19 protein-coding genes are annotated in these 20,313 nt (G+C 69.9%); 9 read left to right on the top strand and 10 right to left on the bottom strand.

From position 1 onward, the window contains the following. Nucleotides 1-82 precede the first annotated feature (82 nt). The 5 genes from GTZ93_RS07420 to GTZ93_RS07400 all read right to left on the bottom strand — a co-directional run bounded on the left by GTZ93_RS07420 (nt 83) and on the right by GTZ93_RS07400 (nt 2,878). The gene (locus GTZ93_RS07420) at nt 83-853 is read right to left on the bottom strand and encodes a hypothetical protein (protein WP_139917835.1); all 771 of its coding nucleotides are present in this window, start codon (nt 851-853) and stop codon (nt 83-85) included. 77 nt (nt 854-930) lie between these two features. Beyond that, entirely contained in the window at nt 931-1,344 is a 414-nt protein-coding gene (locus GTZ93_RS07415; protein ID WP_223743187.1) for a hypothetical protein, read from the bottom strand. Between the two features lie 115 nt (nt 1,345-1,459). Beyond that, the gene (locus tag GTZ93_RS07410) at nt 1,460-2,113 is read right to left on the bottom strand and encodes a HupE/UreJ family protein (RefSeq protein WP_139917833.1); all 654 of its coding nucleotides are present in this window, start codon (nt 2,111-2,113) and stop codon (nt 1,460-1,462) included. 40 nt (nt 2,114-2,153) lie between these two features. Beyond that, nucleotides 2,154-2,723: a hypothetical protein gene (locus GTZ93_RS07405; protein WP_120579617.1), complete on the bottom strand. Its 570-nt coding sequence runs from the start codon at nt 2,721-2,723 to the stop codon at nt 2,154-2,156. Then, nucleotides 2,720-2,878 (bottom strand): lmo0937 family membrane protein, encoded by a 159-nt coding sequence (locus GTZ93_RS07400; RefSeq protein ID WP_120525751.1) that lies wholly within the window; start codon nt 2,876-2,878, stop codon nt 2,720-2,722. Before GTZ93_RS07400 ends, GTZ93_RS07405 begins: the two co-directional genes overlap by 4 nt. Nucleotides 2,879-3,170: 292 nt before the next feature. Between GTZ93_RS07400 and GTZ93_RS07395 the strand changes: the two genes are divergently transcribed. From GTZ93_RS07395 to GTZ93_RS07365, 7 genes are all read left to right on the top strand, one after another. Then, nucleotides 3,171-3,908, top strand: coding sequence for a lytic transglycosylase domain-containing protein (locus GTZ93_RS07395; protein WP_120579618.1), 738 nt, complete (start codon nt 3,171-3,173; stop codon nt 3,906-3,908). A 221-nt stretch (nt 3,909-4,129) separates the two neighbouring features. Further along, on the top strand, nt 4,130-4,456 hold the full coding sequence (locus GTZ93_RS07390) for an STAS domain-containing protein (protein WP_120579619.1): 327 nt from the start codon (nt 4,130-4,132) through the stop codon (nt 4,454-4,456). A gap of 136 nt (nt 4,457-4,592) precedes the next feature. Beyond that, nucleotides 4,593-5,573 carry an AAA family ATPase gene (locus GTZ93_RS07385; protein ID WP_120579620.1) on the top strand — a complete coding sequence of 327 codons (981 nt, stop codon included), beginning with the start codon at nt 4,593-4,595 and terminating at the stop codon, nt 5,571-5,573. Further along, on the top strand, nt 5,570-6,550 hold the full coding sequence (locus GTZ93_RS07380) for a DUF58 domain-containing protein (protein WP_120579621.1): 981 nt from the start codon (nt 5,570-5,572) through the stop codon (nt 6,548-6,550). The genes GTZ93_RS07385 and GTZ93_RS07380 overlap by 4 nt, the downstream gene beginning before the upstream one ends. Further along, nucleotides 6,547-8,616: a transglutaminase TgpA family protein gene (locus tag GTZ93_RS07375; RefSeq protein WP_139917831.1), complete on the top strand. Its 2,070-nt coding sequence runs from the start codon at nt 6,547-6,549 to the stop codon at nt 8,614-8,616. Before GTZ93_RS07380 ends, GTZ93_RS07375 begins: the two co-directional genes overlap by 4 nt. Nucleotides 8,617-9,034: 418 nt before the next feature. Then, a complete protein-coding gene (locus tag GTZ93_RS07370) occupies nt 9,035-9,922 on the top strand; it encodes an RNA polymerase factor sigma-32 (protein WP_120557449.1) in 888 nt (295 codons plus the stop codon). Nucleotides 9,923-9,992: 70 nt separating this feature from the next. Beyond that, nucleotides 9,993-12,458, top strand: a complete 2,466-nt coding sequence (locus tag GTZ93_RS07365) for an OPT family oligopeptide transporter (RefSeq protein WP_139917829.1) — start codon at nt 9,993-9,995, stop codon at nt 12,456-12,458. Nucleotides 12,459-12,504: 46 nt separating this feature from the next. Here GTZ93_RS07365 and GTZ93_RS07360 read toward each other — a convergent pair whose 3' ends face one another. Beyond that, nucleotides 12,505-12,837: a hypothetical protein gene (locus GTZ93_RS07360; protein WP_120580126.1), complete on the bottom strand. Its 333-nt coding sequence runs from the start codon at nt 12,835-12,837 to the stop codon at nt 12,505-12,507. A gap of 200 nt (nt 12,838-13,037) precedes the next feature. Here GTZ93_RS07360 and GTZ93_RS07355 point away from each other — a divergent pair, with 200 nt between their 5' ends. Both GTZ93_RS07355 and GTZ93_RS07350 read left to right on the top strand, forming a co-directional pair. Beyond that, nucleotides 13,038-14,804, top strand: a complete 1,767-nt coding sequence (locus tag GTZ93_RS07355) for a HEAT repeat domain-containing protein (protein ID WP_139917827.1) — start codon at nt 13,038-13,040, stop codon at nt 14,802-14,804. A 4-nt stretch (nt 14,805-14,808) separates the two neighbouring features. After that, nucleotides 14,809-16,119: an HD-GYP domain-containing protein gene (locus GTZ93_RS07350; RefSeq protein ID WP_139917826.1), complete on the top strand. Its 1,311-nt coding sequence runs from the start codon at nt 14,809-14,811 to the stop codon at nt 16,117-16,119. Here GTZ93_RS07350 and GTZ93_RS07345 read toward each other — a convergent pair. From GTZ93_RS07345 to GTZ93_RS07330, 4 genes are all read right to left on the bottom strand, one after another. Continuing rightward, on the bottom strand, nt 16,100-17,125 hold the full coding sequence (locus GTZ93_RS07345) for an RluA family pseudouridine synthase (RefSeq protein ID WP_139917824.1): 1,026 nt from the start codon (nt 17,123-17,125) through the stop codon (nt 16,100-16,102). The genes GTZ93_RS07350 and GTZ93_RS07345 overlap by 20 nt on opposite strands. An 11-nt stretch (nt 17,126-17,136) precedes the next feature. Continuing rightward, nucleotides 17,137-17,400: a hypothetical protein gene (locus tag GTZ93_RS07340; RefSeq protein ID WP_120580122.1), complete on the bottom strand. Its 264-nt coding sequence runs from the start codon at nt 17,398-17,400 to the stop codon at nt 17,137-17,139. A gap of 77 nt (nt 17,401-17,477) precedes the next feature. Beyond that, nucleotides 17,478-19,256, bottom strand: coding sequence for a helix-turn-helix domain-containing protein (locus tag GTZ93_RS07335; protein ID WP_139917822.1), 1,779 nt, complete (start codon nt 19,254-19,256; stop codon nt 17,478-17,480). Continuing rightward, on the bottom strand, nt 19,253-20,299 hold the full coding sequence (locus GTZ93_RS07330; protein ID WP_257979137.1) for a MinD/ParA family ATP-binding protein: 1,047 nt from the start codon (nt 20,297-20,299) through the stop codon (nt 19,253-19,255). Before GTZ93_RS07330 ends, GTZ93_RS07335 begins: the two co-directional genes overlap by 4 nt. Between the last annotated feature and the right edge of the window lie 14 nt (nt 20,300-20,313).

Raw genomic sequence — 20,313 nt, 5'->3', positions numbered from 1 at the left:
CACGCGTACCTGCGGCCGCCAGGAAGCGGCGCAAGATAGCAAACACGTCCTCAACGTCAAGCACCAAGGGTGGGCGTACCCCTCACTGCGCAACGTCCAACCGCTTGTAGAAGGGGTTGAGCTGCCCGTCCGCGATGCGCTGGGCATACACCTCTTCGCCGAGGAGGAACAGGGCCTGATCCAGATAATCTTCCGCGCCCTTGATCTCCTCCTCCTTGGTGGCGATGGCCTGGTCGAGCTCCGCCATCCGGGCGTCGTGCTGCGTCTTCTGCTCTTCCGCGGCGTCCTCCAGCTCGATCAGGCGCTTGTGCGCCAGGATGCCGGCCGCGCCGGGCTGGCCGGGGGTGGGCGTGAGGGAGGCCGCCAGCTGGGCCTCCCAGTCCTCCACTTCGCGCGCCAGGCGCATCTGGGCGATGCGGTTCTTCTTGAGGTTCTGCTTGGCGGCGTCCAGCTTCACCGGATCCTGGGTGGTCATCTCCAGGTCCGCGAGCTTCGCCTCCAGCTTCTTCAGGCCCACGATGGCGTAGCGCAGGTCGGCGCGGCGGGTGGCCAGCGTCTTGCGAAGACCCTTCACCTTGCCTTCCACCGCCGTCACGGCCTTCTGGAAACGGCCGGTGATCTCCTTCTGGGCGCCGCAGTCGTCCTCATGCTGCGCCAGGAAGTCCTGATAGGCCACGTCCTCGTCGTTCATCTCCGCTTCCAGCGCCGCCAGCTCGTCCCGGCGCGCCTCCAGCACCTCTTCGGCGCGGTAGACGCGTTCCATGGAGCGGGGGCAGTTCGGCTTGCCCGGGAGGACGTCCCGGGCCAGGTCGCCGAGCTGGAAGATGAGATCGTTGTAGCTCTCCTTCGCCATGGGCGGATTCATACGCCCAAGACGCCAGGACTGTCACCGGCCGAGCGCATTCCCCGCGCCCGGCCCTCTTTGCTCCCTCAGGAATCCGCGGGAGCCGCGACGGCCTGGGACTCGCCCCGCCGCACCGCCGCCAGGGCCCCTTCCGCCAGGGCGAGCAGCTCCCGGGCCCGATCCTGCTCCTCGGTCCGGTTCAGCTCGCACACCCAGGCGGAGGACAGGTCCGCGTGCTGGCGCGCCATCTCCGCGGTTGTCTCGTAGCGCGCGGCCGACGCGCGAGCGAAGGCCCCCTCCCGGCGCAGCTCCAGCACCGTGTCCGGATCCAGATCGATTTCCTCTGGGGGCACCGGCAGCGGCCCTCGTCCCAGCGCCGCCAGGCGGGCCAGGAGCCGTGATGCATGGGCGCGGCAGAAGGCGGCCAGCACCATCAGGCGCGCCCGGACCCGCGCGTCGTTCATGCGCTCCGCCAGCCCCGTCATGCGACGGGCCGACACCACTTCTGCTTCCCACGCGGCGGCCAATGCGGCTGCCAGCCGGGTATGCCTCGCTCCCATCAGCGTCCCTCCCCCACCCTCGTGAGACGCAAGCTAGGAACGCTGTTGGTGCAATTCAACCGACCGCGCGGGCAAGCATCCAATAAAGCCCCACTCCCGCGAGGCCAATGGACGACAGGCACACAACCTTCGAGTGCAGACGGGGCCTGCGCTGAACGATTCGCAGCACGGGAACCAGGAAGGCCACCACCACCGCCTGCCCCATCTCCACCCCCAGGTTGAAGCCCACGAGCGCCGGCACCGCGTCCGTCCCCAACCCGTAGCCACCGAGCACGCTCGCGAAGCCCAGCCCATGCACCAGGCCGAACAGGAAGGTCAGCCCCGCGCGGTGCCCGTGCCGGCGCAAGAGCAGGTTCTCCAGCGCCATGTAGAGGATGGAAGCGGCGATCGCGGCCTCGGCCCACCGCGTGCCCCGCGCGCCCAGCGTCACCACGCCCAGGGCCGTGAGCCCGAGCGTCAGCGAGTGCGCCAGCGTGAAGGACGTCACCAACAAGAGGATCCGCCGGAACGAGCCGCCCACCAGCAGTACCGCCAGGAGGAACAGGAGATGATCCGCCCCCGCCAGGATGTGGCGGATGCCCTCGCCCACCCAGCCGGCGAAGCCGTCCACCGCTCCGGGCGCGACCTCTATTTCGTGGGCATGGGCGGCGGCCGGGCCCAGCAGGAGCAGGGCCAGCAACACCACCCGGACCGGGGGGAACGGCTTCATCGCGCGAAGGAGCCTGCCCTCCGCGCGCCCTGCCCGTCCACTACTCGTGCACGAACTCCAGCTGCACCTGGTGGCGGCCCGAAAGCCCGCCGTGGTGCGCGCCGCAGCGCGGACAGACCATCGGCAGATCCCATTCCCACTGGGCCTGCACCTCGTCCCCGCAGCAGACCATGGGGAGCGTGCGCAGCATCTCCTCGTCCGGAGGCAGCGGCCGGGGCAGCGGCTCCGGCGCCACGGAGATGAAGGTGGGCCGCGGGTTCTGGGACAGCGTGCGCTGCACGTACGCCAGCTGCTCGTACCGCACGTGGTTCGCCCACGCGCGTGCCATCTGCTCCACGTGCGCGGACTGATCCGGCGTGAGCCACGCGTCCGGCAGCGCGCGGTGGCCGCAGTACAGGCAGTGCCACGCGGGCAGCTCCTCGGGCGTGTACGCCTCGTGGAGGTTTTCGAAGGGGAAGTAGCCCGCGAGCAGCCGCTGCAGCATCCCCGCGTCGTGGCGGCTGGGCCGCGTCTTGAAGGAGCGCTGGCAGCGGGGACATTCGCGCCGCACGAAGCCCGCCTTGTCCCGCGGCAGCTCCAGCCACGCCATGTCCAGCTCCGGCAGGTTCATGCCAGCCCCCGCCGGCGCCCCAGCGACGCGACGGCCAGCACGAACGCGATGAGCGAGAACACCAGGAGCAGGTGCACCCACTGCCCCTCCGTTGAACCGGTGATCAGCCCCATCACCCACAACACCATCAAGATGATGCCCATGGTCCAGTACACGCCACGCCTCCCGCCACACAGGGCCTCGGATAATCAGACCGGGCGCAAGCTAGGAACGCGGAGGCAGCGCGGCAACAGGTGGAGCTTTCTGCAGGGTCAGGTTGGGAAACAAACTTCCCAGGCCGGGCATTTTTTCCGGACGCCGAGGGCCATGCCGGCCCTGTTTCAGCCCCTCTCTTAAGGATCCGTGAGGCAGCTGGCGCACGCTACGTACGCTGGCACGTTGCCTGCTTAGCCGCTGGGTGTGGGCGAGTCAGCGGGCGCGTGTGGTCGGGCGCCAGGGGAGGGCGTGATGAGGGGTTGGACGGTGGCGATGGCGGCGGCGGTGGTGCTGATGGGGACGAACGCGGTGGCGTTCCCGGTGCAGGTTCCGGTGGGTGCGCAGGGGGAAGCGCCGGACGTCGCGGCCCTGAGGGCGCAGCTGGCGGAGAAGGACGCACAGCTCAAGGCCGCCCTGGCCCGGTTGCAGCACTATGAGGACGAGGCGGACTACCTCCGCGCGGAGCAGATGGGCGTGGCCGAGGCCGTGCGCGCCTCCGGGCTCCCGGAGCGGCAGCAGCGCCGGCTGGCGGTCTCCATCGTCCGCGAGGCGGAGCGCAACAACCTGGATCCGCTGCTGGTGGTGGCGCTGATCCGCTGCGAGTCGTCCTTCAACAACTACGCGGTGTCCGGCGTGGGCGCCATGGGCCTCATGCAGGTGATGCCGGACACGGGCAAGTACCTGGCGGAGAAGTCCGGCTGGCGGCTGGGCCGCCACACCAACCTGTTCGACTTCGAGACGAACGTGAACCTGGGCACCGCGTACCTGGCGGACCTCATCAGCCGCTTCGGCTCCGTGGAGGGCGCGCTCGTCGCCTACAACGCAGGCCCGGGGCTGGCCAAGCGCATCCTGGCCAAGAAGGAAAACCGGGTGAAGTTCATGGCCGGTTACCCCGCCAAGGTCGTGAAGGAGTTCCGCAAGCTGAAGGCCCAGCAGGAGCGCGCCATCAGCCTGCGTGCCGAGCAGCCGACAGCCGACCGCAAGGGTTGACCGCTGCGTGACATGAACTCCGCCCGGTCGCCAACACTCCAGCCGAAGTTGCATGCCCGGCACTGACCTGATCGCAGGTGAAGGTGCAATGTCCGGCTCCGGCTGTGCACCCCCACCCCACGGTGGGAACCCGGACCACTCCTGTGGTCCGGAAACGTGCGGCAGCCGCCATCACATCGCGGGGCGGCACACACGTGCACACCTTAGCGGGAGCGCGGATCATGACGGGGCTTCAGATTCATCGGGAGGAGGAGGCGGCGGGTCGGATCACGCTTCGCCTGGAAGGAACGTTGGACGGCCGTACGGCCCAGGAGCTGCGCAACTCGCTCCAGGCGCTGGGCCAGAGCGAGGTGGTCCTGGACTTCGCGCACCTGCGTGAGTTCAAGGACAGCGCGGTGGGCATCCTGACCCACGGCCTGAAGGACGGCGCCGTGCAGCTGCGCGGGCTGGCGACGCACCACGAGCGGATGTTCCGCTACTTCGGCGTGCTGGCCTCGCCGACGACGCACCGGGCGTACTACACGCCCGAGGACATCCTCTCCGTCTGAGGATGAAGGGCCCTCCGGGCCGTGTGCATCCCCGGCAAGTGCCCGCGCCTCCAAGGCAAGCGGGCATCCGGCGTGGAACACGGGCGGCCTGGAGGGGTGCCGGCGGGCGTTTGCCTGGGCTAGAGTCCGCGCCCAGATGACCCAGCCCGCTCGCGTCCTCGGTCCAGTTCCCTCCCCTGCTTCCGCGCGCGCGGTGATGGAGCGGCTCGCCGCCCAGCTTGGCCGCGCCGTGCAGGGAAAACCGGAGGAGGTGCGGCGCGTCGTCACCTGCGTGGTGGCCGGCGGGCACCTGCTCCTGGAGGACATGCCCGGCGTGGGCAAGACGACGCTGGCGGAGGCCCTGGCCCGAGCGTGCGCCCTGTCCTTCGCCCGCATCCAGTTCACCGCGGACCTGCTGCCGGCGGACATCCTGGGCGCGCAGGTGTTCCACGCGCAGACGGCCACCTTCTCCTTCCGGCCCGGGCCGCTGTTCCGGCAGCTGGTGCTGGCGGACGAGCTCAACCGCGCGCCCCCGCGCACCCAGTCCGCGCTCCTGGAGGGCATGGCCCAGGGCCAGGTGTCGCTGGACGGGCAGACCCACGCGCTGCCCTCGCCCTTCACGGTGGTGGCCACCCAGAACCCGGTGGACTTCTCCGGCACCTATCCGCTGCCGGACTCGCAGCTGGATCGCTTCCTCGTGCGCCTGTCCCTGGGCCACCCGGCGCCGGACGTGGAGGCGCGCCTGCTCACCACGCGCGGCGCGGCGTCCCCGCTGCCGTCGGTGGAGGCGGTGACGGGGCCGGAGGAGCTGGCGTCGCTGCGTGAGTTCACCCAGGACGTGAAGCTGGACGCGACGGTGGCGGACTACGTGGTGCGGCTGGCTCGGGCCACGCGCGAGCACGGCGACCTGGAGCGCGGCGCGTCCACCCGCGCGGTGCTGGCGCTCGGGTCCGCGGCCCGGGCGCAGGCTTTGTGGGAAGGGCGCGACTTCGTCACCCCCGGTGACGTGCGCGCCATGATGGTGCCCTGCTGGGCGCACCGCGTGCTCTTGAGGAGCGCCGTGCAGGGCGTGTCCGCGCGGGACGAGGCAGCGCACCTGGTGGAGGAGATCGCCCGCAAGGTGGCGGCGCCCCGGTGAAGGCCCCTGCCCGCCCCCCACTCAAGGCGCGGCTGCGCGCCCTCCTTCGTCCGCCGCGCACGCTGTCGGTGACGAAGACGGGCCGCACGTACCTGGTGGTGACGTTCGGCGTGGGGCTGGGCGCGCTCAACACGGGCAACAACCTGCTCTACCTGCTGCTGGGCCTGCTGCTCAGCATGGTGGTGGTGTCCGGCGTGCTGTCGGAGCGCTGCCTGCGCGACCTGACGGTGCGCCGGGTGGGCGCGGACGCGGCCTTCGCGCGCGAGCCCTTCGCCTACCGCTGGGCGGTGTCGCGCAAGAAGGGGCACGGCTTCGCGCTGACGTTCTCCGAGGACCTCTCCCCGCTCACCGGCACCGGGAAGCTGGGGCACCTGTCCGCGGGCAAGGAGCACATCGTCCGGGCGGACCTGGCCGCGCCGCACCGGGGCCCCGTGCGCCTGTCCGGCGTGCGCGTCACCACCACGTGGCCCCTGGGCCTGTTCGCCAAGACGCGCGTGTTCTCCCTGGAGGGAACGCTGCTCGTGTATCCGCGCCGCGGCTACGCCTGCAAGGAACCGGGGCCCGCGGAGAAGGGCCCCCGGGGCGAGTCAGGCAGCCCGCGCCACCTGGACGGCACCGGCGATGTGGCGGGCCTGCGCGAGCTTGCCCCGAACGAGGACGCGCGCCGCATCCACTGGCTGAAGAGCGCCGCGGCGGGGCGACTCCTGAAGGTGGAGCGCGAGCGCGAGGAGCGCCGCATCTGGAAGCTCGCGCTGGAGACGGGCCTCACGGGTGACGCGCTGGAGCGCCGCTGTGAAGAGGTCGCCGCCCAGGCGCACCAGTTGCTGGACGCGGGACATGAGGTCGGCCTCCAGTTGCCGGAGCGCGCGCTGCGGCCGGCGGCGGGGGCTTCGCAGGAGCGGCGCATCCTCCAGGCGCTCGCGTGGGTGGGCTTCGAGGGCGTGGACGCAGGGACGGACTCCCGGGAGGCGGCGTGAAGCGCCCCTTGAGGCTGCGGCTCGCTCTGCGCGACCTGGCGGTGGGCTTCGCCTTCGCCGCGATGGCCATGTCCGGCCAGCTGCCCGTGTGGGTGCTGGGCGTCTTCATCGGAGCGCTGGTGCTGGCGCTGTGCGACGTGCGGCTCGTCGCGCGCTTCTCCCGCCTGTCCGCGCTGGGGCTGCTGGTCGCGGCGGTGCTCCTGGGCCTCCAGCTGACGGCCGGCGCGATGAACGCGGTGGTGGCGGCGTGCGCCTTCGCGAGCCTCATCGCCGCGCAGCGGATGCTGTCCACGCCGGACGCCGCGGCGGAGGGACAGACGCACCTGACGGGCCTCTTGATGGTGGCTGGTGGCGCGGCGCTGTCGGGCGACATGACGTACGCGCTGTGCCTCATCGCCTTCGGGGTGCTGGCCAGCCTGGCGCTGGCGCTGGGCGTGGTGGAGGCGGCGGTGCCGGACGGCGAGCCCGTGCCGGTGCGCGCGGTGCTGCGGCCACTGTCCGTGGGCGTGATGTTCGCGGTGGCTGGCGCGGTGGCCTTCTTCGTCCTCTTCCCCCGCCTCAACTGGGCCATGGTGGGGCCCCGTTCGGCGCCGGGCTTCGGCGCGGTGAGCAGCGCGGGCTACTCCAACACGGTGCGGCTGGGCGGCGCGGGCACCATCAAGGGAAACCCGCGCGTGGTGCTGCGCGCCACGCTCACGCCGGATCCGGGCCGCGAAGCGCTGGACGCCTACTGGGTGGGCCGCACCTACGACACCTTCGACGGCATGGAGTGGACGAACGTCGTCGGCGCGCAGCAGACGGAGCGGCAGATCACCCTGCGCCCCGCCAGCGACACGCTCCTCCACCAGCGCATCGAGCTGCTGCCCGCGTACGGCGCCCGCACGCTGATTGCCCTGGAGACGCCCTCGCGCCTGGGCAACGCCATGGCGCACACGCCCACCGGCACCCGGAACAGCCCGGTGCAGCTCCAGGGCGGGGGCGAGGTGCGCTTCACCGTCACCGCGCCCTCGTACACCTACGAGGCCTACAGCCTGCCGCCGGACGCGAAGAAGGGCATGTCCGACGGCCTGGTCCAGGCGGAGCGCGACCAGCTCCTGGCGCTGCCCGAGCACCTGGACGCGCGCGTCGCGCAGCTCGCGGCGCAGGTGCTCCAGGGAGAGAAGGAGCCGCTGGCCGCCGCGCGCAAGCTCGCCACCTTCCTGCAGCGCGACTACGGGTACACGCTGGAGCAGGCAGGCACGCCGGAGGATCCGCTGGCGGAGTTCCTCTTCGTGCGCAAGGCGGGCCACTGCGAGCACTTCGCCACCGCGCTCACGCTGATGCTGCGCACACAGGGCATCGGGGCGCGGCTCGCCACGGGCTTCTATGGCGGCGCGCGCATGGACGGCGGCTACCTGGTGCGCGCGGGCGACGCGCACGCCTGGACGCACGTGCTCGTCCCGGGGCGGGGCTTCGTCACCGTGGACGCGACGCCCCCGTCGAACCGCACGAGCCAGGGCTCCGTGCTGCTGGAGAAGGTGCTCGCGCTCTATGAAGCGGTGGAGTCGCGCTGGCGCAACTCCGTCGTCGACTACTCCTTCCGCGACCAGTTCGAGCTGGCGAGCGCCCTGGTCCGCCCGCCGCGCCGTGCGCCCGGCGCCCCCGCCAACGAAGGCCCCAGCCGCCTGCCCCCGCCCCGCGCGTGGGTGACGGCCGCCGTCGTGGCCTTCGTCATCTGGCGCGCGGGCCGCTTCGTCTCCCGCTGGACGGGCCGCGCCCCGGTGCTGGAGGCCACGCGCTTCCTCGACCGGGTGGACACGGCGCTCCAGAAGGCCCATGTGCCGCGCTTTGAACACGAGACGCTGGAGGACCTGACCACGCGCCTGGCGCGTGAAGGCCATCCGCTGGCGCTGGCGCTGACGCCCCTCACCCGCCGCTACCTGGAGGCCCGCTTCGGCGGCCGTGCCCTGCGCGAGGGAGAGGCCGAGCACCTGCTCGCCACCTTGCGCCGCGCGCTGGATGCGGAAGCCTCCCGTCGAGCAGTAAAGCCGGCCGGACAGGCGGGCCCTACCGCCCGCGCCTCCTGAGCGGAAGAGAAGTGCCCTCTGGAGGGAAGCGGGCTTCCGTCGCCGGTCGCTCGCCCTCCCCAGGAACGCCCGGCCGAGGTGGAGAAATGTCTCCACAGCCGCCACCCGTCGCCATTAAGCGTTTCACGAAACCCCATTCGCGAACGTCATGGCGACGTGCGCTCGAGGGCACCGCGCCGTGCATTTTCTCCCCTCGCAGACCCGCGGTTTTCCTACCGGCCACGGGTAACGGTTACAGACCGTTGCCAGGGGACGCCCATCTGCGCCTTCCAACCCCTCGGAGACACACGCGAATACATCCAACCCTGGTTGGCATCCCGGTTGCTCAGGGCAGACACGTCAAGTTGTAGGACTTGAACCCAGAGCACCTTTCAAGCGCCTCCGCCGCGGCAGGAGGCCCGATTTGGAGAATCCATCCATGCAGGCTTCGACCGAGCAGTCGTCCAATTCTGGCTCCCTCGCGATGTATCTCTCGGAGATCAACCAGTACTCGCTCCTGAAGGTGGAGGAGGAGCAGGAGCTGGCGCGCCGGTTCATCAAGGGTGACCTGGCCGCGGGCCACCGCCTGGTGACGAGCAACCTGCGCTTCGTGGTGAAGGTCTCCTACGAGTACCGCTCCTACGGCATCAAGATGTCGGACCTCATCCAGGAGGGAAATATCGGCCTGATGAAGGCCGTGCAGAAGTTCGATCCGGACAAGGGCATCCGCCTCATCTCGTACGCGGTGTGGTGGATTCGCGCGTACATCCAGAACTACATCCTGAAGAGCTGGTCCCTGGTGAAGCTTGGAACCACGCAGGCGCAGCGCAAGCTGTTCTTCAGTCTGGCACGCACCCGCCGGGAGCTGGAGAAGCTGGGCAGCGGCGAGACCGTGGTGAACGTGGATGAGATTGCCCGCAAGCTCCATGTGAAGCCCGGCGAAGTGCGTGAGATGGAGCAGCGCATGGGTGGCCGGGACTTGTCCCTGGACGCGCCCATGGGCGAGGACGGCGGCAACAGCCACGTGGACTTCGTGGTGAGCGCGGCGGCGCCCCAGGACGACGAGTTCGCGGACAAGGAGGAGGCGGGCCTCATCAACAACCGCGTCCGCACCGCCCTGATGCGCCTGGACCCGCGCGAGCGCTTCATCATCGAGCAGCGCGTGATGAACGAGCGCCCCATGACGCTCAAGGAGCTGGGCGAGCACTTCGGCTTCTCCCGCGAGCGCGCGCGCCAGCTGGAGATCCGCGCCAAGGACAAGCTCAAGTCGGAGCTGGCCGCCCTGATGGCGGAGGTGGATCCGGAGACGCTCGCCGCCCAGGGCTGAGGGCTGTTTTCGCGCCCCGGCGGAGACCCTGCTAGAACGGGCCCCCTGATTTCCTGTCAGGAGTGCCTGCTTGTCCCACGGTTCCCCGCCGGTCGTCGATGATCGCGTCCCCCTCGCGGAGGCGCATGGTGCCCCGCACAAACCCTATGTGCCCCCCGAGCAGTCGCCCACGGAGCTGACCATCCGCGGTCTGGTGCTCGGGTCGGTGCTGGGCATCGTGTTCGCGGCGTCGTCCGTGTACCTGGCCATCAAGGTCGGCCTCACGGTGTCCGCGTCCATCCCGGTGGCGGTGCTCTCCATCGCCATCTTCCGGGCCCTGGGACGCTCCAGCATCCTGGAGAACACCATCGTCCAGACGACGGGCTCCGCGGGTGAGTCGCTCGCGTTCGGCGTGGCGGCGGCGCTGCCCGCGCTGCTCATCCTGGGCTACGACATCAGCCTCACGCACGCGTTCCTCACCGCCGCGCTGGGAGGCGTGCTGGGCGTGCTGATGATGATTCCGCTGCGCCAGGGCCTCATCGTCCAGGAGCACGGCAAGCTCACCTACCCGGAGGGCACCGCCAGCGCGGACGTGCTCATCGTCGGAGAGCAGGGCGGCACCAACGCCCGCACGGTCATCCTGGGTTTCATCATCGGTGGCGTCTACAAGTTCGCCTACTCCGGGATGAAGCTCTTCAAGGAGGCCATCGGCACGCCCATCAAGGGGCTCAAGGCCGCGACGCTCTCCACGGAGGTGTCCCCGGAGCTGTTGGGCGTGGGCTACATCATCGGGCCTCGCGTGGCGGGCATCACCTTCGCCGGCGGCGTGCTCAGCTACCTCATCCTCATCCCGATGATCTCCTTCTTCGGCAGCGGCATGGAGACGCCGCTGCTGGTGCACAACGGGATGCTGATCAAGGACATGTCGCCGGATCAGATCCGCAACGCGTACGTGCTCTACATCGGCGCGGGCGCGGTGGCGACGGGCGGCCTCATCAGCCTCATCCGCTCCCTGCCCACCATCGTGGGCGCCTTCAAGCGCAGCGTGGAGACGCTGCGCCAGTCGCGCACGCAGGGCGCCCTGCCCACGGTGCTGCGCACGGATCAGGACCTGCCCATCACGGTGGTGCTGGTGGGAAGCGCGCTGCTCATCCTCGCCATCTGGCTGGCGCCGCCGCTGCACGTGAACTTCATCTCCGCCATCCTCATCGTCATCTTCGGCTTCTTCTTCGTGACGGTGAGCGCGCGCATCACCGGTGAGATTGGCTCCTCATCCAACCCCATCTCCGGCATGGTGGTGGCCACGCTGCTCGTCACCTGCCTCGTGTACCTGCTGTTCGGGTGGACGTCGTCGCCGGACCGCTTCATGGCGCTCACCACGGCGGCCATCGTGGGCATCGCCGCGTCCAACGGCGGCACCACCGCGCAGGACCTGAAGACGGCGTTCCTCGTGGGCGGCACGCCCAAGAAGCAGCAGATCGCCCTCTTCGTCGGCGTGCTCACCAGCGCCATGTTCATCGGCCTGGTGCTGGTGCTGCTCAACCAGGGCGCCACTGCGGTCATCCCGGAGGCGCACCCGGGTGTGCAGGTGACGGAGCTGACGCAGGAGACGCGCACCCAGCACACCTACCGCTGGTCGGTGTCCCAGGACGCGCTCACCCAGCGCGGCATGACGCCCGAAAAGCTCAAGCGCTCGCTGTGGGCGGAGCGCCTGGACGCGACGCCGGTGGACGGAGCGCTGGAGCTGCGCAGCTGGCGCCCGATGCCGCCCGAGCAGCTGTCCGGCCTCACGCTGACGCCGGCCAACGGCCCGTCACTGAAGCTGTCGGACGCGGGCGCCATCACCGCCGGTCCGGACCGCGTCTACAAGGAAGGCTTCGTGCGCGGCGCGGACACGCCCGTGCCCGCCGGCCGCTACCTGGTGGATGACCAGGGCGCCATCCAGTACGTGGTGGACCCGGGCATCGGCGGCCGCATCAGCGAGTACGAGGGCCAGACGCTCACCCGCTACTCCGCGCCCAAGGCGCAGCTGTTCGCGCTCATCATCGACGGCATCCTCACGCAGCGGCTGCCGTGGGACCTGGTGCTGCTGGGCGTCTTCATCGCGCTGATGCTGGAGCTGTGCGGCGTGTCCTCGCTGCCCTTCGCGGTGGGCGTGTACCTGCCCATCAGCAGCAGCGCCCCCATCTTCGTGGGCGGCATGGTGCGCCACTTCGTGGACAAGCTGCGCGGTGGCAGCGCGGCGGAGTCCGAGTTCTCCCCCGGCACGCTGATGTCGTCCGGCTACATCGCGGGCGGCTCCATCGCGGGCGTGCTCATCGCGTTCCTGGAAATCGCCAGCGACGGGGCCTGGACGCGCGCCATCAACCTGCCCGCCCTCTTCGGGCATGAAGGCGCGGTGGGCTCCTTCCTCAACGCCGTGGGCGAGAGCGAGCTGGCGCACCCGACGTGGTCCAACGTCTGGGGCCTGGCGTTCTTCGCCGTCCTCACCGCGGTCCTGTTCCGCTCGGCCGTCAAGGGCCAGAGCGGCGCGGAAGCCCCGCCGCCGTCGCACTGACGGCTTGAAGCACCCTCCCCGCTTCGTGCTCGCGGGGAGGTTTACGTCACAGCCCAGGCACCGACGGCGGCACCTCCGTGTCGCCGCCGGCAGCGTCCGCGGACCCCTTCGCGCAGACGTACTCCGCGCGCAGCGGCGTCACGATGCCGAAGGTGAAGGCGTAGACGAACGGGCTCCACCACGGCCAGTACACGTCCACCCGGGACAGGCCATGCCGGCACTCCGCCGCGGCCACGTTGGACGTCGTCAGCCCCTCCACCAGGCTCACACCCGTCTGGGCCTCCGGTGCGCCATCGCGCGGCGCCGGACTGCGCACGCTCATGCGGAAGCAGCCCGTGAGGGACGCCAGGACCAGGGCGGACGCGGCCAGTCGCTTCATGGACGGGACTCCAGGCTGCAAAGGGACTCCTTGCGTAACACACCGGGGCTTCACCGCCAGTCCGCCCCATGTTGCCCAGGTGTCACGCCAACCCCCTGGATTCTGGGCAATTGTCGAATTGGGAGCCGGACCTGGACGGGAGTACACTCCAGGCTCCCCCCACCGGGGCCTTCCACCCCCTCCGGATTCTTCCAGGATTCATGGCACAGCCCCAGAAAGTCACGGACGCGACCGCGGAGCCGGAGCAGTCACCGGAGGTCCGCGAGAAGGTGGAGCTGGCGAAGACGTTCGCGTTCCACCTGCTCAAGGGCATCAAGCAGATTGGCATGTACCGCCACAACGAGGCGCGCTTCCCGGAGTTCCTCTCCAAGGCGCAGGAGGCCATCTCCACGTACACGGAGAAGTTCGGACCGCTCTCGCTGAAGGTGGAACAGCAGAACTTCATGCTGCATGGCGAGCCGCTCTTCTCCGAAGAGTCGCCGCTCCCCTACAAGTTCTTCCGCGACGGCATCCGCCAGCTCATCTTCCGGCCGGGGCTGCCGCTGGAGGAGCTGGTCACCCTCACGCTCATCGCGCTGTCGGAGCCGGAGCGCGGCGCGGACGACGTGCTCGCGCAGCTGTGGCGCGCGGGCATGCAGCAGGTGGAGTACGTGGTGGTGGAGGGCTTCTCCATGGAGGGCGCCTCCGAGGACGAGGTCCAGGTGGAGGTGGACAAGGTGGTGGGCTACCTCTACTCCCGCCTCCAGACGAACTCGGACGACTTCCTGCGCTTCGCGCGCGTGTCCGCGGAGGACCTGGACGCGAAGCTGGACGGCGTGGAGCAGATCCGCGGCCTCGTCGTGGGCGGCCGGCACGCCTCGGACGACCTGAAGGCCCGCATCCAGCGCGACATCACCGAAGAGGAGAACGCGCGCCTCTTCCCCAAGCTGGTGGGCGCGGTGTTCCAGGTGGTGGAAGGCGGCGTGGATGACGCGGCGCTGCTGGAGGAAATCTTCCTGCAGCTGCTGGACATGCTGCTGCTCCAGGACGACTTCGCCACGGTGAACCAGATCGTCCTCAAGCTGCGCGCGCTCTCCCAGCGCGAAGGCGGCGAGGACCTGGGGCGCATGCTCAACAACTTCCTCCACAAGATGGGCGAGGAGCAGCGCCTCACGCGGCTGGGCGAGTCGCTGAAGACGACGCGCACGCGGCAGCCGCAGGACGTGACGCGCTACCTGCAGGCGCTGGGCGTGGACTCGGTGCTGCCGCTGCTTAGCGTGCTGGAGACGATTGAGCTGCCGGAGAACCGCCTGCTCATTGGCGACGTGCTGGCCACGTTCGCGCGCGACCTGCCGGAGCCCTTCGTCGCGCGCCTCTTGTCGGACCGGCCGCAGACGGTGCGCGACATGGTCTACATCCTGGAGAAGAGCAACCACCCGGAGCGGGTGAAGATGTTCGGCCAGGTGATGAAGAGCCCCAACCTGGTGGTGAAGCTGGAGGTCATGCAGATCATCGGGCGGGGCCGCACGGCGGAGGCCCGGCGCATCATCCAGGATGCGCTCACCGACGGCGTCTCCCAGGTGCGCATGCTGGCCGCGAAGCTGCTGCCGGAGTTCGACCGCGAGCGGGCCTTCACGGACCTGGTGCGGCAGGTGCGCGAGCCGGGCTGGGACAAGAAGACGACGGACGAGAAGTCCGCTTTCTACTCCGCCATCGGGGCCACCAACCTGCCCGCCGCGCTGTCCATGATGCAGCAGTTGCTGACGGTGAAGCCGTCACTGCTGAACAAGCGGCGCGTGATGGAGGACAAGCTGCTGGCGATCATGGGCCTGGGCGGCGCGGGCTCCATCCAGTCCTACAAGATGTTGCAGGGCGTGTTGGAGGACAAGGCGCAGCCCTTGGACGTCCTCACCGCGGCCCGCAAGGCGATGTACCAGACGCGCAAGGCCCTGTTCGGGGACTCGGCGCTGCCGGAAGAGGCGAGCTGACACCATGGCCGACAATCTGAAGATCAATCAGACCCAGGAGGAAAACCTGGGCGAGTACGGTCGAGAGCACAACGAGAAGCTCCAGAACCTGTCGCGCTCCATGCTCGCCGGCCTCTACATGCTGGTGCGCTCGGTGAAGATGTATGACCCGGAGAACGCCGTTTTCGAAAAGCCGCTCCACCAGCTCCAGGACATCATCAACCAGATCATCGGCAAGGAAGGCCGGCTGGAGCTGACGGGCGTCAAGGACTCGTACTACCTGAACGGCATGCTGGTGAAGGTGGACCTGAACTCCATCGAGAACCAGCGCTACCTGCTGTCGGAGATGCGCGCCAAGGACGTGGGCGGCATCACGCTGACCAAGCCCGTCACGGTGCAGGAGCTGAAGAACTTCGTCTGGATCTTCAGCAAGGAGCAGTCCTCCACCGCGGAGGAGGACGGCCTGCAGGGGCGCAAGCTCCTCAACATGCGCGTGGCCAAGTTCTCCAAGCTCAAGGAGAAGATGAACAAGGACATGGACACGCCGGGCGACCAGAAGGTCGACCGCAAGAAGTACGCGATGACCGTGTACGCCCGCGCGGTGTTCTTCCTGCAGAAGTACCTGGAGTCCGTGCGCGCGGGGAAGCCCATCGGCTCCTCGCGGGCGCTGCGCCTGGTGCAGGACTTCGTGGACATCTCCTACGATCAGCGCACCCACTTCCTGGGCATGACGACGCAGAAGCGCGAGGAGGACTACCTCGTCTACCACCAGGTGAACGTGGCGCTGATGTGCATCGTGTTCGGCGCGGAGCTGGGCCTCACCAAGCCGCAGCTGCGCGACCTGGGCTACATCGCGCTCTTCCACGACGCGGGCATGACGACGCTGCCGGAGGAGCTGGCCACCAAGCGCGGCGCGCTCACCGCGGACGAAAAGACGACGGTGGCCCGCGCGCCGCTCATCAGCGTGCGCAACATCCTGATGGAGAAGGGCTTCAGCCGCTCCACGCTCCTGCGCGTGGTGACGACGTTCGAGCACAAGACGGACTACGGCACCGCCGTGCGGGACGCGCGCGGCAACATCCAGATGATCATCCCCAAGACGAACCTGGGGGTGTACGCGAAGATCATCGCCATCTGCGACGCGTACGACGCGCTCACCTCCCGCAGGCCCTACCGGGACGCGTACGGCCCGGAGGTGGCGCTGATGCTGATGTGGACGGAGATGCGCCAGAAGTTCGACCCGGAGCTGCTGTCCGTCTTCATGCGGGTGATGGCCATCCAGCCCATCAAGGTCCTCTCCCGCCGCCAGCAGCAGATCAGCGTTTCCGGCCTGTAGCCTTCTTCGCCGCCGGCTTCTTCGCCGCGGGCTTCGCCTTCGTGGGCGGGCCCGCGGGGACGCTCGCCTCGCGCAAGCGCGTGAGCGCCTTCTGGAAGTCCTCCGGGAGGGGGGCTTCCAGGTCCAGCGCCTTGTGGGTGCGCGGGTGTTCGAAGGCCAGGCGCCACGCGTGCAGCGCCTGGCGGCCCACCGCCTCCTGCGCGTCCGCTACCGCGCCCTTCGCCTTGCGGCCGGCGCCGTAGAGCGCGTCGCACAAGAGCGGGTGTCCGGCTTCCGCCAGGTGGACGCGGATCTGGTGCGTGCGGCCGGTGAGCAGGTCCACCTCCACCAGCGCGGCGCCGTCGAAGGCCTCGCGCACGCGGAACAGGGTGATGGCGGTCTTGCCCTCCTTCACCTTGCCGGTGAACTTCTGCCGGTGGATGGGGTGGCGGCCGTAGAGCGTCTCGATGCGCCCTTCCGCGGGCGGCACGCCGTGCACCAGGGCCAGGTACGTCTTCTGGACCTCGCGCGTCTTGAAGGCCTTCTGGAGCGCCACCAGCGCCTGCTCGTGCTTGGCGACGACGAGGCAGCCGGTGGTGTCCTTGTCCAGGCGGTGGACGATGCCGGGGCGCAGCTCGCCGCCCACGCCGGCCAGGTCCTTCACGCGGTGCAGCAGCGCGTTGACCAGCGTGCCGGACGCGTGGCCCGCGCCCGGGTGCACCACCATGCCGGCGGCCTTGTCCACGACGACGAGGTCGCGGTCCTCGTGCAGCACGGACACGGGCAGGGCTTCCGCCTGCGGGATGGCCGCGACGGGCGCGGGGATGTGGAGGGACAGCAGCTCCCCTCCGCGCAGACGCTGCGCGGCCTTGGCGGGCTTGCCGTCCGACAGCACGTGGCCGTCGGCGATGAGGCCCTGGAGGCGGGAGCGCGTGAGGCCCGGGAACGCGCGGGCCAGGTACGCATCCAGCCGCTCACCCCGGGCTTCGGGGAGGGCACGGTGCTCGCGCGTGTCGGGTGCGGCCACGGCGGAGGGCGCTACCAGATCTTCGACTTCACGTGCGCCTTGGAGCGCAACACGATGTCGTTGATGGCGCGCTCGAAGAAGTTCGCCTGGGTGCTGATTTCCACGCTCACGCGGCTCTTGTAGAGCGCGCGCCCCTCTTCCAGTTCCTCCTTGAGGACCTCGAAAAGGTTGTCCTGCTCGATGCCCTTGATGATCTTCTGCTCGTTGTAGAGCGAGATATCGGAGGCGATCGCGCGAGCGAGTCGCATCGCCTTGACCTTTTCCTCTTCCGTCATCGTGCCACTACTTAGGCACCCACCCCGTGCGAGTCAACTTTTCCCGTCGCATGGCAGGGGGCCCGGCCGACTCCCGGTCAACGGCCCGACTTGGCGGGTTTCTCGGAGAACAGCGCGAGGTAGCTCTTGGACACTCGCAGGGGGTCCAGACCCAGCTCGCGGGCGAGGTTCATGAGGATGCCGCGCAGGTACACGGTGGTGGGGAGCGCGGTGTAGCGGTCCGCCTCCACGTTCTCCAGGTGACGCACGGAGATGCGGGTGCGGTCGGCCAGCTGCTGGATGGAGAGGCCCCGGGCCTCGCGGACGCGGCGGAGCAGTTCGCCGTTGAACTCGGCGTCCGAGGGGATGTCCACGCCCCGGGGGCGGGCCTCGCGGACCTTGGCGGCCACCTGGGCCAGCGCGGACTCAGCGGTCGCGATGGCGGAATCCTGAGCCAGGACCTGGGCGTCCCCGAGCTTGCGGACCGTGGGGCCCTTCACCGTGGGGCTCTTCACGGTGCCCGGCCCCGTGGGGCCCTTCTGCGGCGAACGCGAGTCGATGGGGCGAGACGACGTCAGGGGTCGAACGGCGGCGCGGGAGGCCCCGGTGGCCGGGATCCGGGCCAGCGCGGTGGTACTGGAGTCCAGGGTCGGAGTGCCCGGGGCGGGGTTCGGATCCGACTCGCCCTGGGTGGTCGTCACCGCGGCCGCGTCCGAGGCGGGCGCGGGGCTGGTGGCCACGGATCCGGCCTCCGGGACCTGGGGCTCGGCGACAGGCGTGGCGCTGGCTTCCGGCGCGGCGCCCGCTTCAGGCACGTGAGGCTCGGCAACTGGCGCGGAGGGCGTGGCGCTCTCTTCCGGCGTGAGCGGCGCGGCGGGCGTGGCGCTGACCTCGGCCACGGGCGACGCGGCCACGGGATGGGGGTCCGTCACGGGCTGGGGAGCCGGGACCTCTGTTGCCTCGGAGACAACAGGCGCATCGAGGGCCTCCACGCGGTCTGGCGCGACCGCTGCGGAAGGATCCGCGGCTTCCGGGGGCTCGACGGAGGAGCTCGCGGGCGCGGAAACGGATCCAGCCGGAGGCTCGGCTTCCGAAGGGGACGCGACCGCATTGGCAGGGGTCTCGGCCGGGGCAGGTGCCTCGTCCTTGGGTGCCGAGGCAGCCGGCGCGTTCTCGGCGATGGAGGACTTCGCGTCCACGGCGGGGGCCGGCGCTTCGATGACTCCCCTGCCCTGGCCGCGCAGCGGACTCGCGGGAACGTAGACGAACGACAGGCTCCGGGTGAACGAGGCACGGAAGGCCTCCACCACCGCCACGCCTCCCACCATCACCGGCTCGGAGGGCACGCCGGGCGCGTCCATCCCCGAGGACTCCTGCCGCTTCGACTCCTCACCCCGCATCCGCTCCTCGCTCTTTCCAGGCGTCCCGCTCGCGCGAGCCGCCTCCCCTTCATCGTCGTTCACGGACGTCGCGGCCTTCAGTCGCGACTCCGCCTCCAGCCTTTCGGCATCCACCGCGCCCGCGGCCTTCGCCAGCGCCGCCGCCGCGGTGGCCAGGGCCTCCGCGACACGCGCGGCCGAGTCCACCGCACCCGCGGCCTCCGCCGTCGCGGCGGCCTTCGCCAGCCGCTCCGTGGTCAGCCCGATGGAGCGGTCATACTCGACGCGCAGGTCCGCGTCGGTGAGCATCTCCATCGCCTCGTTCATCCGGTCACGTAGCGCTTCCACCTGATCCGGATCCCCCAGCGCGTACACCGCGATGGAATCCGGCGAATACAGCTCCATCAGGCGCTGGTGGGCCGCGCGGATGTCCGCGTCGCTCGCCGTGGGCGGCACCTCCAGGATCTCGTAATAGGTCTGCTGCGCGAAGGGCTTCATGGGATGGCGGACTCGGGGGAAATGCCGTCGAGCGTCAGGATACGCGCGGCGATGCGCTGGAGTCCCTGGGATACGGGCGAATCGGGCCGCTCGAGGAGCACCGGCTTGCGCTTGCGCACCGCGCGCCACGCTTCATCGTCGTGGCGCAGGGCGCCCAGGTCATCCATGTCGATACCGAAGAACTTCTTCCACGCGGACACCATCGCGGCGCCGACCTTCTCATCCGCGTCCGTGCGCGCCTGGTTCACGACGAGCCGCACGTGGAACGCCGCCAGCTCGCGCTCCAGCCGCTCCGCGTCCGAAGGGGCCTTGCGCCGCACCTGCGCGACGATGTCGTGCAGCGTCCGCAGGGCGCCCTCACGGGTGGACAGCGCGCCCTCGACCATGTCCTGGATGCCGTAGCGCGCCTCCGTCTGCTGGAGCTTGCGGAAGAAGGCCGCCTTGACGAAGCGGTACGCGTTCTCCACGGACGTGGGCTCCGGCAGCACGACGAGCAGGCCGTGGTCCGCGATGAGGAAGAAGTCGAGCGTGTTGAAGCTGGTGCCCGCGCCCAGGTCCAGGATGAGGTAGTCCGCCGTCGTCTGGGACAGCAGCGTGCGCAAGAGCTTCTGCTTCTGCGCGTACTTGAGGTTCGCCGCGTCCAGCGAGTCCTGCGCGCCGGCGATCAGCGACAGTCCCGGCACGCCGGTGGAGACCATCACCTCTTCGAGGTTCGCCTTCCCACGGCGGAGGAAGTCCGACAGCGTGGACTCCGGAGGGCCCACGCCCAGGCACGTGTGCAGGTTGGCGCCGCCCAGGTCCGCGTCCACGAGCAGCACCTTCTGGCCTGCCTGCGCGAGCGCGACGCCCAGGTTCGCGGACACCATCGACTTGCCGATGCCGCCCTTGCCGCCACCCACCGCGATGATCCGCCGCGCGCGGGCGCGCCGCGCGAGTCCCGCTGGACCCGAGGGCGATGCGTCATTGCCTGCACGCGGCGAAGTGCCAGCCAGGGGGGCGGGAGCGGATGGAGGCAAGGGGGCGGGCTTCACGAAGGCTCGCATCAAAGCCCGTCCTA

It is taken from the genome of Corallococcus exiguus, assembly GCF_009909105.1.
GTDB lineage: Bacteria > Myxococcota > Myxococcia > Myxococcales > Myxococcaceae > Corallococcus > Corallococcus exiguus.
Note: the sequence above shows the minus strand (reverse complement) of the source record. Positions and strands in the feature narration are given on the sequence as shown.